This window comes from Flavobacterium aquatile LMG 4008 = ATCC 11947 (genome assembly GCF_000757385.1).
GTDB lineage: Bacteria > Bacteroidota > Bacteroidia > Flavobacteriales > Flavobacteriaceae > Flavobacterium > Flavobacterium aquatile.
Genome location: NZ_JRHH01000001.1, coordinates 90975 through 106573, shown reverse-complemented (window position 1 = coordinate 106573; position 15599 = coordinate 90975). Strand labels below are relative to the sequence as shown.

The window sequence follows — 15599 nt, the reverse complement described above, 5'->3', positions numbered from 1 at the left end:
ATTTGGAATTTGGATTTTGACTATTTGGAGTTTTACTATTTGTTCATCTGTTGTAAAAATTCTTTAACCGTTTTCATGTCGTCAAAATCGTAGCGAATGCCTTGAATTTCTTGGTATGTTTCGTGTCCTTTTCCAGCGATTAGAATAATATCATTTGCATTTGCCAATTGACACGCGGTTTTTATAGCTTGTTTTCTATCTTCAATAGAAAGTGATTTTTTGAAATTTTGTGGTTCTACTCCAGCTTCCATTTCGGCGATAATCGTTGAAGGATTTTCGGTTCTTGGATTGTCTGAAGTAATGATGACTTTATCGCTCATTTGCGTTGCAATGTTTGCCATTATTGGTCTTTTTGCTTTATCTCTATCGCCGCCACAACCAACAACAGTAATTAATTGTTCGTTTTTAGTTCGGATGTCGTTTATGGTTTTTAATACATTTTCTAAAGCATCAGGCGTATGCGCATAATCTACAATTGCTGTAATTTTTTCATCTGAAACTATAAATTGGAATCGGCCAGAAACACTTTCTAACTCAGATAATAATCGTAAAACCTCTAGATTTTCTAATCCTAATTCAACTGCAGTTCCATAAATTGCTAATAAATTATAGGCATTAAAAGTTCCTATTAATTTTACCCAAACTTCATTTTCATTAATTTTAAGTAACAATCCTGAAAGTTGATTTTCTAGAATTTGTGCTTTATAATTAGCATATGATTTTAAGGCGTAAGTCAGTTTTCTAGCATTAGTATTTTGAAGCATAACTGAACCATTTTTGTCATCTACATTGGTTAATGCAAAAGCCGATTTTGGCAAATGATCAAAAAACGATTTTTTAACATCTCTATATTCTGCAAATGTTGGATGATAATCTAAATGATCGTGCGATAAATTTGTGAAAACACCGCCTTCAAACTGCAAACCTTCGGTGCGTTTTTGATGTACACCATGCGAGCTAACTTCCATAAAACAATATTCACAACCCATTTCAATCATCTCATTTAAATAGTGATTGATGGTTAATGAATCTGGAGTTGTGTGAGTTGCTTTGTATTCGATAGTATCAACCATGATTTTCACGGTAGAAAGTAAACCGACTTTATAGCCTGCTTTTTTAAATAATTGGTATAATAATGATGCAATGGTTGTTTTGCCATTTGTACCAGTAATTCCAACCAAGCGCAATTTTGACGATGGATTATCGTAATAATTAGAAGCCATAAAAGCCAAAGCCGAATTGGTGTCTTTAACCTGAATATAGGTGATTCCTGTAACGGTAACTTCAGGCAAAGTATCACAAACAATCGCGGTTGCTCCAAGTGAAATTGCTTTTTCAATAAAATCATGACCATTAGAAACCGTTCCGCGAATGGCTACAAAAACATCATTGGCTTCAATTTTTCTAGAATCGAATTCAATTTTGTTCACAGCAATTTCCGTTGAACCTTTTACAGCTTCAATCGCAACTTTGTACACTATTTCTTTTAAAACAATCACGATAATTCTAATATTATAGTTGAATTTTTTATAATTGGTTGACCGGCTTGAATGGATTGTTTTTTAACCTTTCCAACACCTTTAACCGTAACTTTGATACCTAAATTTCCTAATAAAGCAACTGCATCCATACCAGACATTCCTTTTAAATTAGGAATTTTACTTTTTACATTTTGTGCTTTAGTATAATATTCTTGGTATTTATTTTCTTGCTTGGCAATTTTTTTGTCCAAATTTTTAATTTCATTTGTTGATGGCGCATCTGTAAAAATCTTTTGCGCAATACGTTTAAAAACTGGTCCAGCAACATCGGCACCATAATAATTATTCAAGGATGTATTTGGTTCGTGAACCACAACAATACAAGAATATTTAGGGTTTTCAGCAGGAAAGAATCCGACGAACGAAGAAATATAATGATGATCATTTCCTCCATTTTTACCATAATTTGCTTCAGCAGTTCCTGTTTTTCCTGCCATAGAAAAATCTTTAGAATAAAGCTTCGCGCCTGTTCCTCTTTTTACAACATTTGTTAAAAGAGATTTCAATTTTTTGATAGTTTCATCGGAACATATCTTTGGATTGATGACTTGTTTATCGTATTTTTTAATGGTTTTATTCCACTCTTTAATTTCTGATACAAATTGCGGTTTTACCATTTCTCCATTATTTGCGACAGCATTATACAATGTCAACGTTTGTAAAGGCGTCATTGCAACACTATATCCGTACGCCATCCAAGGCAATGTGTTACCATTCCAACTCTTATCACCAGGTTTATGGACTGTAGGTTTCCCTTCTCCTTGAAATGGTAATCCAAGAGGTTTATCTAACCCCAATTTGCTGATCCTATCAATAAATTCTTGCGGATTATTTTTATAATTTTCGTAAACTGCTTGAACCAAAATCGTATTTGATGAAACTTCGAAACCTTTTCCAAGCGAAATTTTACCATAACCACCTTCGTGAGAATCTCTTACTTTGTCACCTCTATAAGTAATTACACCACCGCGACTGTCGTAAACCTTAGATGTATCAACTTTGTTATCATCAAGAAGCGCGATCATATCTACTAATTTAAAAGTAGAACCTGGTTCGTGCGATTCGGCAACGGCATAATTTATAGTTTCGTAATAATTACCTGATTTTTTATCTCTTCCAAGATTAGAAATGGCTTTTACTTTACCAGTTTTGGTTTCCATAACTACAACACAACCGTGTTCTGCTTTATATTCTTCAAGTTGCTTCAACAAAGCATGATGTGCAATATCTTGAATGTAAACATCAATAGTAGAAATTACATCGTAACCATCTTGCGGATCAACTTCGTTAACATCACGAATAGGTTTCCACTGACCTTTAGCAATTTTTTGTTTTAAAACTTTACCGTCTTTTCCGTTTAAATATTTTCCGAATGCACCTTCGATTCCAACTCTTTTTAGTTGACCTTTATCATCAATTCTTTCGTAACCAATGGTTCTCTCGGCAATTTTACCAATTGGATGTTCGCGAACGGTTTGCTGTTCTACGATAATTCCGCCTTTATTTGCACCTTTATTGAATAGCGGAAATGATTTTATTTTGGCATATTCGGTATAACTTAAATCTTCGGCTAAAAAGGTATATCTGTTTTTATTGGCTCGTGCTTTTCTCAATAAAGATTGGTATGACGAACTTGATTTACCTAATAATTTTGACAATTCATCGGCTAATGGTTTGACATTTTTTTCAAAATCTTCTTCTTTTGGCGCGACTGCATCAAAACGAATGGTATAATTTGGAATTGATGTTGCCAATAAACTTCCGTCTGCCGAATAAATATTTCCTTTATTTGCCGGAATTACAAAAGTTCTTACTGTTCTTTCTTTGGCTAATTTTCTGTAATAATCACCTTCAACCCACTGTATATTAGTTAGTTTCACAGTAATTGCAATCGCCATCAAAAAGATGAAGAATGCTACCAGATAGATTCTGTAAGAGATATTTTTATCTTCTACTGCCATATTTTTTTAAAGAAACTTTTTTCTTCTTGTTTTTTAACTTTTATTTTTTGCGGTGGAACTTGTGATGGGAAAATACTTCTAGCTTCCATTTTTTTAGAAATCGTCGATTCCATTTTAAGCTTCATTAACTCTGATCGTCTGTCAACAAATTCTGAACGTAATTCTTTAACTTCATTAGTCAAATCGGAAATTCTAAAAACTTTTTGTTCAAATCGATGCGTATTTGCAATCATAATAATGGCAAGAACAATCAAAAAAACAATGAATCGCCAGTTTTTGGTGGCGTCTTCATTGACAAGAAATCGAGCTTTTAATATGTTATAAATTCCGCCTTTCATTTATTTAAGTCTCAAAGTATTTTTTTGCCACAAAGACACTAAGTCGCAAAGTTTTTTTCTTCATATTCTGTTTCTGAAATCAATTTTCTGATATCTGAAATCTGCAATCTATTTTTTCTCTGCAATTCTTAACTTCGCGCTTCTTGCTCTGTTGTTAATTTTTATTTCTTCTTCTGTTGGAACAATTAGTTTTCCTATTAACTTGAATGGAACCGAGAAATTTCCGAAGAAATCTTTTTCGGGTTCGCCTTCGAACATTCCGTTTTTCATGAATCTTTTTACCAATCTATCTTCTAATGAATGATAGGAAATCACACTTAATCGTCCTTCTGGTTTTAAAATATCTAATGATTGCTCTAGAAATTCTTTCAAAACATCCATTTCTTGATTTACTTCAATTCTAATTGCTTGATAGATTTGAGCCAAAACTTTATTCTTAAATTGCTCCGGAAGAAATCGTTGTAAAATCAGTTTCAATTCGTCTGTTGTATCAATCGATTTTATTTCTCTTGCTTCAATAATTGTTCTTGCAAGAGCTGGTGCAATTTTTAATTCGCCGTAATCAAGAAAAACTCTTTTTAAGTTGGCATCATCGTATTCATTTATAATTTTATGAGCATCCAATTCATTTTTTTTACTCATTCTCATGTCTAAATCGGCATCAAATCGGGTAGAAAAACCTCTTTCTGGGACATCAAATTGATGCGATGAAACTCCTAAATCTGCCAGAATTCCGTCAACTTCTTTAATTCCGTGAAATCTTAAAAAACGTTTTATGTATCTAAAATTTTCTTGAATTAACGTAAATCGTTCGTCTGGCAAAGCATTTCCCCAAGCATCTTCATCTTGATCAAATCCAAATAATTTTCCGTTGGCATTTAATCGACTCAAAATTTCTTTCGAGTGTCCGCCACCACCAAAAGTGACATCTACATAAACACCATCTGGCTTGATATTCAAACCGTCAACTGTTTCCTTTAATAAAACTGGATTATGATATTCCATTGTCGTCGTCATTTACATTTCCCATTACATCTTCTGCCAAATCGGCAAAGTCAACAACAGAATCATCAATTGATTTTTCGTATAATTCTTTATCCCAGATTTCAATAATATTTACTGCCGATGACAATACAATATCTTTAGAAATTTGAGCAAAAGTTGTTAGGTCTTTTGGAACAAGTAATCGCCCAAGAGTATCAATTTCAACCACTTTTACACCTGCAGTAAAACGACGAATGAAATCGTTATTTTTCTTCACAAATCGGTTGAGTTTATTGATTTTTTGCATCATTAAATTCCATTCACTCATTGGATACAATTCAAGACACGGCTGAAAAACAGAGCGCTTCAAGACAAATCCGTCTTGAAGAGAAGCAGCCAATTGCTTTTTGAAAGGCGCAGGCAAAAGCAACCTTCCTTTGGCATCAACTTTACACTCGTATGTTCCGATTATTGAATTCAACAACTAATTTTTTTAAATGATATGAGCAAAAATATAAAATATTTTACCACATTTTACCACAAAATACCACTTTGTTAATAAGTTTTACCACTTTAATCAAATTTAAAAGCGGCAAAAATTGTTAAAGCAATTGCACAATAATTAACAAAGCATTAAGAATTGTTGTGTTTTTAATTATAAATTGAGAATAAAAAAGAATTTGTTGCGAAAAATTTAAAGAAATTTCAAATTTTGAGTTTACTTTATTTTAAAAAAAATCGAGTTAAAATGTTGATAATTACCACCTAAAAGTCTTACAGAATATGATGTTAGGTTAATGTGATTTTTGTCTAAATAATTCATTTTATACTATGATTTTATCGATAAAAACTTATATTTGTAACAATTGAAAATTAGGAAACAATTTATGGATTTGAATTCTACAAAAGACGGTAAATACAGCTATATAGAAATTGGTGAAGGTACGCCAATCGTGATTTTACACGGTTTGATGGGCGGATTGAGTAATTTTGAAGGCGTAGCAAAACACTTTTCTCAAAAAGGATACAAAATTGTTATTCCTGAGTTACCACTTTATACACAAAATATCTTAAAAACCAATGTAAAGGCTTTCGCTAGATATGTGAAAGATTTTATAACATACAAAGGTTTTGATAGAGTGATTTTACTTGGAAATTCACTTGGTGGACATATCGCTTTGTATCATACTAAAATGTACCCGGAAAAAGTTGCAGGATTAGTAATCACAGGAAGTTCAGGCCTTTACGAAAGCGCAATGGGCGATAGTTATCCTAAAAGAGGTGATTATGAATACATAAAAAAGAAGGCCGAAGACGTTTTTTACGATCCAAAAGTAGCGACAAAAGAGATTGTTGATGAAGTTTTTGGCGTGGTAAATGACAGAATTAAAGTTATAAAAACGCTTACTATTGCTAAGAGTGCGATTCGTCATAATATGGCTAAAGATTTACCAAAAATGCATGTAAAAACGTGTTTGATTTGGGGTAAAAATGATGCTGTAACTCCGCCAGATGTTGCTGAAGAATTTCACCGCTTAATGCCAAACTCCGATTTATATTGGATTGACAAATGCGGACATGCAGCAATGATGGAACATCCAGACAAGTTCAATGAAATTCTTGATGTTTGGTTGCAAAAAGAACATTTGTAAAAGTTAATTACAAATAATATTCTATACTTAAACGAGATTGCTTCGTGCCTCGCAATGACAATAAAATGAAAATTACAACCGCCGAATTTATAATTAGTAATTCTGATGTAAGTAAATGTCCAACGGAACGTTTGCCAGAATATGCTTTTATTGGCAGATCAAATGTTGGAAAATCATCGTTAATTAACATGATTACCAACCATAAAAACTTGGCTAAAACTTCTGGAAAACCAGGAAAAACGCAACTTATTAATCACTTTAAAATTAATTCCAATTGGTTTTTAGTTGATTTACCAGGTTATGGATATGCTAGAGTTTCTAAGAAAACCAAAGAAGTTTTTCAAGAATTTATTACCGATTATTTTGAAACAAGAGAACAACTGGTTTGCGCTTTTGTATTGATAGATATTCGTCTTGAAGCGCAAAAAATTGATATTGAATTTATAGAATATCTTGGTGAAAGTGAAATTCCGTTTTGTATTGTTTTTACTAAAGCAGATAAAATTAGTAAGACCAAAATTGATTCGCACGTAGCTGCCTACAAGAAACAACTGATTGCTCACAATTGGGAAGAAATGCCTCCTTACTTTGTAACCTCAGCAACAGAAGGAACCGGAAAAGACACACTTCTTAATTATATTGAAGAAATTAACGTTGAAGTTTATAAAGATTTGAATGAGTTTTAAAAACAAAAAAATGGTTCGCAATTGCGAACCATTTTTTTTATCCTTTTAATTCTAGTTTCTCGGCGAAATAATCGGTGAAATCTCGCATTGTTGCTGCCATTTTCTCATCTTGAGTGGCACGTTCAAATGTGTCTGCCATTGCAACTAATGTTTGATGAAAGAAGATTTTCATTTCATCTACCGGCATGTCTTTTGTCCATAAATCAATTCGTAATGTTTCTTTAGTTTTGTTATCCCAAATTGAAAGCAACATGGCTTTGGCTTCTTCAAGATCAACGCCGCCATCTTGTGCTGTCCATGTTAATTTTTCGGGAACTCTGTGTTCGTCTAATTCTACTACGAATTTTATTTCGGAAGTTATTGTGTTACTCATTCTTTTTAGGTTTGTATTTTGATTGTTCGAAGATGCTGTTGGCATCCATTTTTATTAATTGTTGCACGGTTACTTTTGGATTGTTTTCCATAAAAGATCGTACTATTTGCCATCCAATCCATTGCCCAATTCTACCTGGTGATTCGTTATCAATCTCTAAATAGAATTTTGAAAACGGAGCTAAATTGATGAATTGCGTTGCCAACTTAGAGTTGGAACTGTACAAATATTTATTTTCTACAAAGTTCATCCAGATGAAATATTCGTTTTCTTTACTCCAAGAAATTTGTTTTGGAGTATAACCAATTTTCTCAGCATCGGTGTAATCGTCTGATAATAATAAATCTTTTAGATACAATTCTTTACCAAAATACATCATTTGAGAAAGTAATGTTTTGTCTGTTGGCGCAGGAAGAATTCCTGTTGAAAAACTGTTGGCAATGTCTGGCAACATTTGTCTTTCTTCGAAATTTTGTGCAATATATTCTGGAAATTCGGCGTAAAAACGGTGTTTTCCACCAAGGTATAATTCTAATGCAATTAGTAATTTATCGTTGGCATAAATCACTTTGTTGTTATAATCCATTTCACCAATAACGGTGTAAATATTTGGTGTTTTTATAGTTGGAAAATAATATTTTATGTGTTTGAAAAGTTCTTCAATTTCGGTTTGTTTTGAATTAAAGTTCTTGTATTTTTTTTCTACTTCGCCATACAACTCGCGCCATTGTGGATTTTGCATTTTTTCTAACCACACTTGATCTGGTGTTTCTGCTGGGAAAAATTCTGGATATTGTGCTTTTACAGATTGTAAATCAGATGGTTTTGCTTCGAAGAAAGCTTGTTCGAAACGAATGAGTTTCATTTCTACAGGAATTTCTTCTACGGCTTTTTCTACTTTTGATTTTTTGTCGCACGAAAACAACAAGACTGAAAATAGGATTATAAAAAAAGTGTTCTTCATTATTCTAAGGTTTAGCCCAGATAATAACAGAAATCCTTTTATAATTTTAGGTTAGTTTTTCTTGATGAAAAAAAACGACCAACGGAAGTTCTTTTTTTATTTAGAAAAACAACCTAAAATTGTGAAAGATTGCAGTGAATAGCTGGAAATAGCTTTTAAAAATATTTAAAATTAATTCATTATTTTTGCAAATATACATTACGGATTTTTAAATCTTCTAAATAAAATGTCAAAAACGAGTACGATTCAAGTAGAAAAAGTAAACGCGCATATTGTAAATTGGTTGAAGACTTATGCGGATAACGCAAAAGTGAATGGTTTTGTTGTGGGAATTTCTGGCGGAGTAGATTCGGCGGTGACTTCTACGCTTTGTGCGCAAACGGGTTTACCAACGTTGTGTGTTGAAATGCCGATTCATCAGGCAGAAAACCAGGTGAGTCGCGGTAGAGAACATATTGAGCAATTGATGAAAAAGTTTAGTAATGTGAGTCGCGCTGAAGCAAATTTGACTCCGATTTATGAAACTTTTAAAGGTGAAATGCCGAAAACGGAGAATAATGTGAAATATAATTTGTCGTTAGCGAACACGAGAGCGCGTTTGCGAATGACGACTTTGTATTATTTTGCTGGAATTAACGGATTGTTGGTTGCTGGAACTGGAAACAAGGTGGAGGATTTTGGTGTTGGATTTTACACAAAATATGGCGATGGTGGCGTTGATTTGAGTCCGATTGCCGATTTAATGAAAAGTGATGTCTATGCGCTTGGACAATTTTTGGAAATTCCAGAATCGATTCAAAAAGCAGCTCCGACTGATGGATTGTTTGGTGATAATAGAAGTGATGAAGATCAACTTGGTGCAAGTTATGACGAATTGGAATGGGCAATGCTAGAAGATGAAAAAGGATGCGCTACAGAACAGTTTTCTGGACGACAAAAAGAGGTTTTTGACATCTATAAACGCCTTAATTTCGTAAATAAACATAAGATGGATCCGATTCCAGTTTGTTTGGTTCCAACGTCATTTAAATATTAAATATTCAGTAAATTACCATAATTAGTATTTTTTTACTAACTTTACAATTAGTTATGAGTATTAATTTCTTAAAAAATTAAAATTATGATCAACGTTTGCCTAGCCGATAATTATCCTGTGGTACATTACGGCGTAAAGTCATATTTTAAAGATCACCCAGAAATTAGTGTGGTTTCTAATGTGGGAAGTTTCTATATGGTGCCTGATGCGCTTCGAAATAAAGAGATAAATGTCTTGGTAATTGACCTTGAACTTGACGGATTAAAAAGTATCTATGAGTTGAAAGCCATTATCAAAAATTTCCCAAATACCAAAGTGTTGATTTTTACTAGCTTGAACGAGCAAATTTACGCTCCGAATGCAATTAAAGCTGGTGTTTCTGGTTTTGTTCATAAGTCATCAAAGCTTGAAACTCTTGGAACTACAATTATTAGGGTTCATCAAGGAATTGTAATTTTGAGTGATAGTATCAAGAAAAGTTTGGCGCTTATTGCAAAACAAAATAAAAGTGAACGTCTCTACAGAAAGTTATCTAACAGAGAAATTGAGGTTTTACGTTACTTGTGTGACGGAAAGAAAAACAACGAAATTTCGAAAGTTCTTGACTTGAATGAAAAAACAATTAGTACTTATAAACTACGATTATTGCAAAAACTGAATGTTACCAATCTAGTGGATTTAGTGAATAAAGCTAAGACTTTAGATATAGTTTAAAATAATAGATTTTAAATATCAGATATAGAGCTCAGATTTCTTTTATGGAAATTTGAGCTTTTTTTAATTATGCCTAGATATAACTCTTCCCAGTTTTTTGGAGAACACGTTGGTTAATCCTAAGTAATCTACTACCATCGATAAGGTTTCTGAATTGTCTGTTTCGGTGTCTTTTGTGACTGATGTTTTTAATTCGTCTATAATTTTATTGACTAAAAACCATCTTAAAGTTAAGATAGTTTCGGAAACGTATTGGCTTATGGTTTTGTCTTTGGCTTTTACAAAAATGTTTTTAGCTTCCCAATTGTGTAATGCTTCGCGCTCGTCGTTCATCAAAATTGTAGTAACTTCTTGAGCCAATTCTGATGGTAATTGGGATAAATATTGATCTAATTCGAACGATTCGTTTAGATTGTAATAATTAATGATATCATTATAAATACTTCTAAACAAAGGATTTGCAAGTTCGATTTCGTCTTCTTGTAAACTCAAAAAAATACGTTGATATACTTTGTATTTATTCATTTCTTTCACTTCTTCCATCTCGCCTCTTTCGTTGGCTTTTAAGTGAATGTCTTCGAAATCATCTTCTACGTTTCCGTAGATTAATAGGATTTCTATTATTTTATGTTCGAGTTCAAATTGGATATCGACATTTGCAGCAGCGACAACATTTTCGTTTTTATGAACTTCAAATGAGGTCTGTTGTTCTTCTTTTTGCTTTTTGCCTAACTCAGAATTATCCTTTTTAACAAGTTGCGCCAAAGTATTAAAAAGCACTTCTTCGGAAATTTCCATAATTCTGGAAACTTCTTGAATGTATACTTCTCGTTTAATTCTGTCTGGGATTTTAGAAATACTTGCAACCATATCTCGAATCAAATCGGCTTTCTTGATTGGATCATTCTTGGCATCTTTCATTAAAAGTGATGCTTTGAATTGGATGAAATCCATGGCGTTTTCTTCGAGATAAGCCGTCAAATCTTGCAACGGTGTTTTCTTAGCAAAACTATCTGGATCATCGCCATCTGGAAAAGTGCAGACTTTTACGTTCATGCCTTCTTCCAAAATTAAATCGATTCCTCGAATGGAAGCACGTAAACCAGCCGCATCACCATCAAAAAGAACAGTAATGTTTTTGGTCAATCGGTTGATTAATCGAATTTGATCTGGTGTTAAAGCCGTTCCAGAAGAAGCTACAACATTTTCAATTCCGGTTTGATGCATTTGAATAACATCGGTATAACCTTCAACTAAATAGCAATTATCTTGCTTGGCAATGGCTTGTTTGGCATGAAAAATTCCGTATAAGACTTTGCTTTTATGGTACAAATCACTTTCAGGCGAATTGAGATATTTGGCTGCTTTTTTATCGTTGGTTAGAATTCGACCTCCAAAACCCAGAACTCGACCCGACATAGACTGAATCGGAAACATCACACGACCTTTGAATCGGTCAAATTGTTTGTCTTCACCAACAATTGTGAGTCCGGTTTTTTCTAGAAACTCTAATTTATAACCTTTACCAAGCGCTTCTTTTGTAAAAGCATCCCATTGATTTGGTGAATATCCTAAATTAAATTTCTTGATGGTATCGTTTGTGAATCCGCGTTCCTTGAAATACGTGTACGCAATTGCTTTTCCTTCCTCGGTATTCAAAAGTACGTCTTGAAAATATTTCGATGCAAATTCGGAAACTAAAAAAAGACTTTCCTTTTCATTAGCGACTTCTTTTTGCTCATCTGACAATTCTGTTTCTTCAATTTCGATATTGTATTTTTTGGCTAAGTATCGAATGGCTTCTGGATAGGAAAAATGTTCGTGCTCCATGATGAAAGCGATAGCATTTCCTCCTTTTCCAGATGAAAAATCTTTCCAAATTTGTTTTACAGGCGAAACCATGAACGAAGGCGAACGCTCATCAGAAAATGGTGATAATCCTTTGTAGTTACTTCCGGCGCGCTTTAATTGCACAAAATCGCCAATAACTTCCTCTACTCGAGATGCTTCGTAAACTTTATCTATGGTTTCTTTGGTAATCAATTGTTATGGAATATTTTATATTTGAAAGATGGTAAAAATACGGAATTTTAAATAATGTTAATATAAAAAAGAGACGCGATAAATCGCGTCTCTACAGAAAATATAATTAACCTAACAAATTTAATTAATTGAAATCGAAACGCAATCCTAATGAAACATTATTTTGTTTGATTGCATTGTCTTGAAACAACGGATTTAAATCGTATTTTAGATATAAACTTGTTTCTTTGTAACCAATGTAAGTACTTAATCCGTAGATGAAATTACTTGCGTTAAAATCGCCTTTTGCTTTTACATCATAATCGATATCGTCTATTTTGTACTCTGTTTTTTGTTTTGATTTGATTCGTACTCCTGCGTAACCACCAATTCCAAAACGGAAACTTTCGTGTGTTCTAAAATAGGTTTTCCCATCTTTTTCTTTTTTCTCTGTGAAGTCAAATTCTAAATGTAATGGTGCTACTAAATACACATTTCTAAAACGAGAACTTTTTAAGTTAATCGGACTTGTTTCAAGATTGGTTTGATCACCATTTACTACAAATACTTTGTTTTGAGTTGGTCGTAAATCGTTATACATTACCGACGCTCCATATTTTAAATGTAACAAATTGTTGTTTTTAGCGATACGAGTATTATAAGTCAAACCCCATTCGTAAAAACGAGAACCAATAAATTTAAAATCAGAATTTTCTACCGAACCATCGGTAACCACATTGTTTAAACCTAGTGCAAAAACGAATTGCGATGTAGTTCTTTTTTCTTTGTAAACATAGTTTTTAGTTCTAGCAGTGTCGTTTTCGAACTTTAAAATAAGACGTTTTCCAAATCGTATTGTAGTAGAATCTGGAGAAGTTCCTTCTTTGATTTTTCCGTTTACTTTTTGCTGTACTAAATCTTTTAATTCTTCTTGAGCAACTGCCACTTTATTTTCGATAATTGTTGCTCTTGCTTGCGCTAAATCTTGCTTTTTTTGATCGGCTTGCGCTTTGGTAATTGTTCCTTTTTCAAATTGAACGTTTACTTCTTCAACCTCGACTTTTAAAGCTTCTTTTTCTTCTTTAGTGATTTTTTCGATCTTGTTGGCAATAGCTCTTGCTTTGCTTTCAAAAGTTTCTTGTGCTACCATTTTGCTTGCAAAAAGGCATAGTAATAGTGCTAAGTAAATTGTAAAATTTCTCATGATGAATGAATTTAATGATTAATGATTTTTATTCCTGATTTCTATTGGCAAGTGCCACTTTTACTTCTTGGTAATTTTTGCTAATTCTGTTGATGGCTTTTTGTCTAAAACTTTGTTCTAATTCTCCGTCGACTTGAGATAACAAAGTGTTGGCATTTACTTTAACAGAAGGTTTTTTTGTGTTTTTAGATTCGTTTTCTACCGATGCTAATAAATCGTCAACATCAACATAGTTGGGTTTTGAAACCACTATTTGTTTTCTAGTTTCAATTTTTGGAAGGTCTTTTTGTGCGACATCTCCGTTTCCTAAATATTCAATTTCTTTATTTCTGTTGATGATTGGATTAACAACTGTTTTTTGATTGTTTTGATTGAAACTCTGAGATGATTGTTGATTGCCGACTTTTGATTTTTGATTTTTGATTGTTACTGCAACTTGTTCTTTTGATTGAACAGGAATTGAATTAATTTCTTTTGATAAATTACTATTTTCCTCTGAAGTATTTATTTTAATTTCTTCTTTTACAACTACTGATTCTTCAACTTCAATATCTGTATTTTCTTGATTTATAAAGTACAAACCAACAGATAGAAAAACCAAAACGCTGGCAGCAATTCCAATAAATTTGGATGTTAGAAACGGAAAACGCTTTGTTTTTTTTTCTTCGGAAACTGATAACATGGCGTCCAATCTATCCCAAGCCATTTCGGTTGGTTGGATTTCGCGAGAATTTAATTTCTCTTTTATTTGATTTTCTATATTATTCTGTGCCATTTTCGTAATTTTTTAATTTGCTGATGTTCTCTTGTAAAACTTTTCTGGCGTGAGACAACTGCGATTTTGATGTTCCTTCATTTATCCCTAACATTGTTGCAATTTCTTGATGTTTATAACCTTCTATCGCGTATAAGTTGAAAACCATTTTATATCCGTCGGGCAAATTATCAATTAGAAATTGAATATCGTCAACTGAAAACTGACTTTCAATATTGTTAAAACTTTCTTCAAAATAATTCTCGTCTTCAATGAACTTTACTTTCTTTTGAACTCTAATAAAGGAAATGCATTCGTTTATCATTATTCGTCTTATCCAACCTTCAAAACTTCCTTCGTGTTTAAAATTTTTCAGATTGGTGAAGACTTTCATAAAAGCGGTAATCATGATATCTTCGGCTTCGTGCAAATCTTTAATGTATTGCCTGCAAACACTTAGCATTTTAGGAGAAAATTTAGAATAAATCTTGTGTTGCGCATGACGATTGTTCTCGACAGCCAGTTCGATTAATTCTCTTTCTTCTTGATGTAAGTTGATTACTTTCATGTTTAAATGGCAAAATTCAATTTCAAAAATCAATTTCAAAATTTGACATTGTAATTGTCTTTGTTTTTTGATGTTGATTAAGACTTCTATTTACATAGACGATTATGGTTGCAAAATGGTTGCATGATGTTTTTAATTATTTGAAAAAACTTCTTTTTTAGTTCCGTTATCTAGATCGAATACCATTATTTTCTGTACTTCACCAGATAAATCTTTCATACCATTTTCTTGTTCTATGAAAACAATTTTATTAGTTTTAGTATTAATCTGCCAATTTTTCAAACTAAAATCCTCAGTTGAAATTGGAGTAACTTTAAAATCATTAAGCGAAATCAAGTATAATTTAGATACAAAACCTGATGCTTTTGGCAGTCTTTTTTCAACTTCAGAATAACATTCTACTACGACAAATTTTGAACCAAGAAAGTTGGCCTCAATATCGGTGTGTACTTTTCTGATGTTTGTCTTTTCTGCAAGTAGAACCTCATTTGTTTTTCCTGTAATGGTATTAATAAAAACCATCTTGAAAGGTTCATTGCTTTCTCTAGTTTTAGAAAAATTTGAGGTAAATGTCACAGCATAGTCGGATGCCTTTATATTTTGTAATGACCCAAAATTAGTTCTGTCAGTTTTTTGCGCAGTTACAGAAGCAAAAACAAAGAAAAATAGGATTGTGAATTTTTTCATGATACAATTGGTTTCTATTTTGATAGACGAATTTAACAACAAAATGGTTGTATTTGATTATTAAAAAAAATATTAAGTTATAATTTACTCAAAAAAAATATTTCTTGTGCGATTC

At 32.5% G+C, this 15599-nt stretch carries 16 protein-coding genes; 4 read left to right on the top strand and 12 right to left on the bottom strand.

Translation table 11 applies throughout. From position 1 onward, the window contains the following. Positions 1-35 precede the first annotated feature (35 nt). From LG45_RS00520 to mraZ, 5 genes are all read right to left on the bottom strand, one after another. Positions 36-1499: a UDP-N-acetylmuramoyl-L-alanyl-D-glutamate--2,6-diaminopimelate ligase gene (locus LG45_RS00520; protein WP_035123376.1), complete on the bottom strand. Its 1464-nt coding sequence runs from the start codon at positions 1497-1499 to the stop codon at positions 36-38. Beyond that, entirely contained in the window at positions 1496-3502 is a 2007-nt protein-coding gene (locus LG45_RS00515) for a penicillin-binding protein (RefSeq protein WP_035123374.1), read from the bottom strand. The genes LG45_RS00520 and LG45_RS00515 overlap by 4 nt, the downstream gene beginning before the upstream one ends. Continuing rightward, complete coding sequence (locus tag LG45_RS00510; RefSeq protein WP_035123372.1) at positions 3493-3840, bottom strand: FtsL-like putative cell division protein; 348 nt, start codon at positions 3838-3840, stop codon at positions 3493-3495. The genes LG45_RS00515 and LG45_RS00510 overlap by 10 nt, the downstream gene beginning before the upstream one ends. A 108-nt stretch (positions 3841-3948) precedes the next feature. Continuing rightward, entirely contained in the window at positions 3949-4857 is a 909-nt protein-coding gene (gene rsmH, locus LG45_RS00505) for a 16S rRNA (cytosine(1402)-N(4))-methyltransferase RsmH (protein WP_174799552.1), read from the bottom strand. Continuing rightward, the gene (gene mraZ, locus LG45_RS00500; RefSeq protein WP_035124222.1) at positions 4832-5305 is read right to left on the bottom strand and encodes a division/cell wall cluster transcriptional repressor MraZ; all 474 of its coding nucleotides are present in this window, start codon (positions 5303-5305) and stop codon (positions 4832-4834) included. Before mraZ ends, rsmH begins: the two co-directional genes overlap by 26 nt. A 406-nt stretch (positions 5306-5711) precedes the next feature. Between mraZ and LG45_RS00495 the strand changes: the two genes are divergently transcribed. Together LG45_RS00495 and yihA are read left to right on the top strand one after the other, a co-directional pair. Beyond that, positions 5712-6476 (top strand): alpha/beta fold hydrolase, encoded by a 765-nt coding sequence (locus tag LG45_RS00495; protein WP_035123360.1) that lies wholly within the window; start codon positions 5712-5714, stop codon positions 6474-6476. 65 nt (positions 6477-6541) lie between these two features. Next, positions 6542-7162 carry a ribosome biogenesis GTP-binding protein YihA/YsxC gene (yihA, locus tag LG45_RS00490; RefSeq protein ID WP_035123358.1) on the top strand — a complete coding sequence of 207 codons (621 nt, stop codon included), beginning with the start codon at positions 6542-6544 and terminating at the stop codon, positions 7160-7162. A gap of 37 nt (positions 7163-7199) precedes the next feature. Here the strand turns inward: yihA and gldC are convergent, their stop codons facing one another. Further along, on the bottom strand, positions 7200-7535 hold the full coding sequence (gene gldC / locus LG45_RS00485; RefSeq protein WP_035123356.1) for a gliding motility protein GldC: 336 nt from the start codon (positions 7533-7535) through the stop codon (positions 7200-7202). Beyond that, positions 7528-8499 (bottom strand): gliding motility lipoprotein GldB, encoded by a 972-nt coding sequence (gene gldB, locus LG45_RS00480; protein ID WP_035123354.1) that lies wholly within the window; start codon positions 8497-8499, stop codon positions 7528-7530. Before gldB ends, gldC begins: the two co-directional genes overlap by 8 nt. A gap of 226 nt (positions 8500-8725) precedes the next feature. Between gldB and nadE the strand changes: the two genes are divergently transcribed. Together nadE and LG45_RS00470 are read left to right on the top strand one after the other, a co-directional pair. Next, positions 8726-9535, top strand: a complete 810-nt coding sequence (gene nadE / locus LG45_RS00475; RefSeq protein WP_035123352.1) for an NAD(+) synthase — start codon at positions 8726-8728, stop codon at positions 9533-9535. 84 nt (positions 9536-9619) lie between these two features. After that, on the top strand, positions 9620-10249 hold the full coding sequence (locus tag LG45_RS00470) for a response regulator transcription factor (protein WP_035123350.1): 630 nt from the start codon (positions 9620-9622) through the stop codon (positions 10247-10249). A 63-nt stretch (positions 10250-10312) separates the two neighbouring features. On the opposite strand, the gene dnaG is transcribed toward LG45_RS00470, so the two are convergent. The 5 genes from dnaG to LG45_RS00445 all read right to left on the bottom strand — a co-directional run bounded on the left by dnaG (position 10313) and on the right by LG45_RS00445 (position 15484). Next, a complete protein-coding gene (gene dnaG, locus LG45_RS00465; protein WP_035123348.1) occupies positions 10313-12292 on the bottom strand; it encodes a DNA primase in 1980 nt (659 codons plus the stop codon). 124 nt (positions 12293-12416) lie between these two features. Then, positions 12417-13475, bottom strand: coding sequence for a TolC family protein (locus LG45_RS00460; RefSeq protein ID WP_035123347.1), 1059 nt, complete (start codon positions 13473-13475; stop codon positions 12417-12419). A 28-nt stretch (positions 13476-13503) separates the two neighbouring features. Next, positions 13504-14250 carry a hypothetical protein gene (locus LG45_RS00455; RefSeq protein ID WP_035123345.1) on the bottom strand — a complete coding sequence of 249 codons (747 nt, stop codon included), beginning with the start codon at positions 14248-14250 and terminating at the stop codon, positions 13504-13506. Next, positions 14237-14797, bottom strand: a complete 561-nt coding sequence (locus LG45_RS00450; RefSeq protein ID WP_035123343.1) for an RNA polymerase sigma factor — start codon at positions 14795-14797, stop codon at positions 14237-14239. The genes LG45_RS00455 and LG45_RS00450 overlap by 14 nt, the downstream gene beginning before the upstream one ends. A 132-nt stretch (positions 14798-14929) precedes the next feature. Further along, positions 14930-15484: a hypothetical protein gene (locus LG45_RS00445; RefSeq protein WP_035123341.1), complete on the bottom strand. Its 555-nt coding sequence runs from the start codon at positions 15482-15484 to the stop codon at positions 14930-14932. Between the last annotated feature and the right edge of the window lie 115 nt (positions 15485-15599).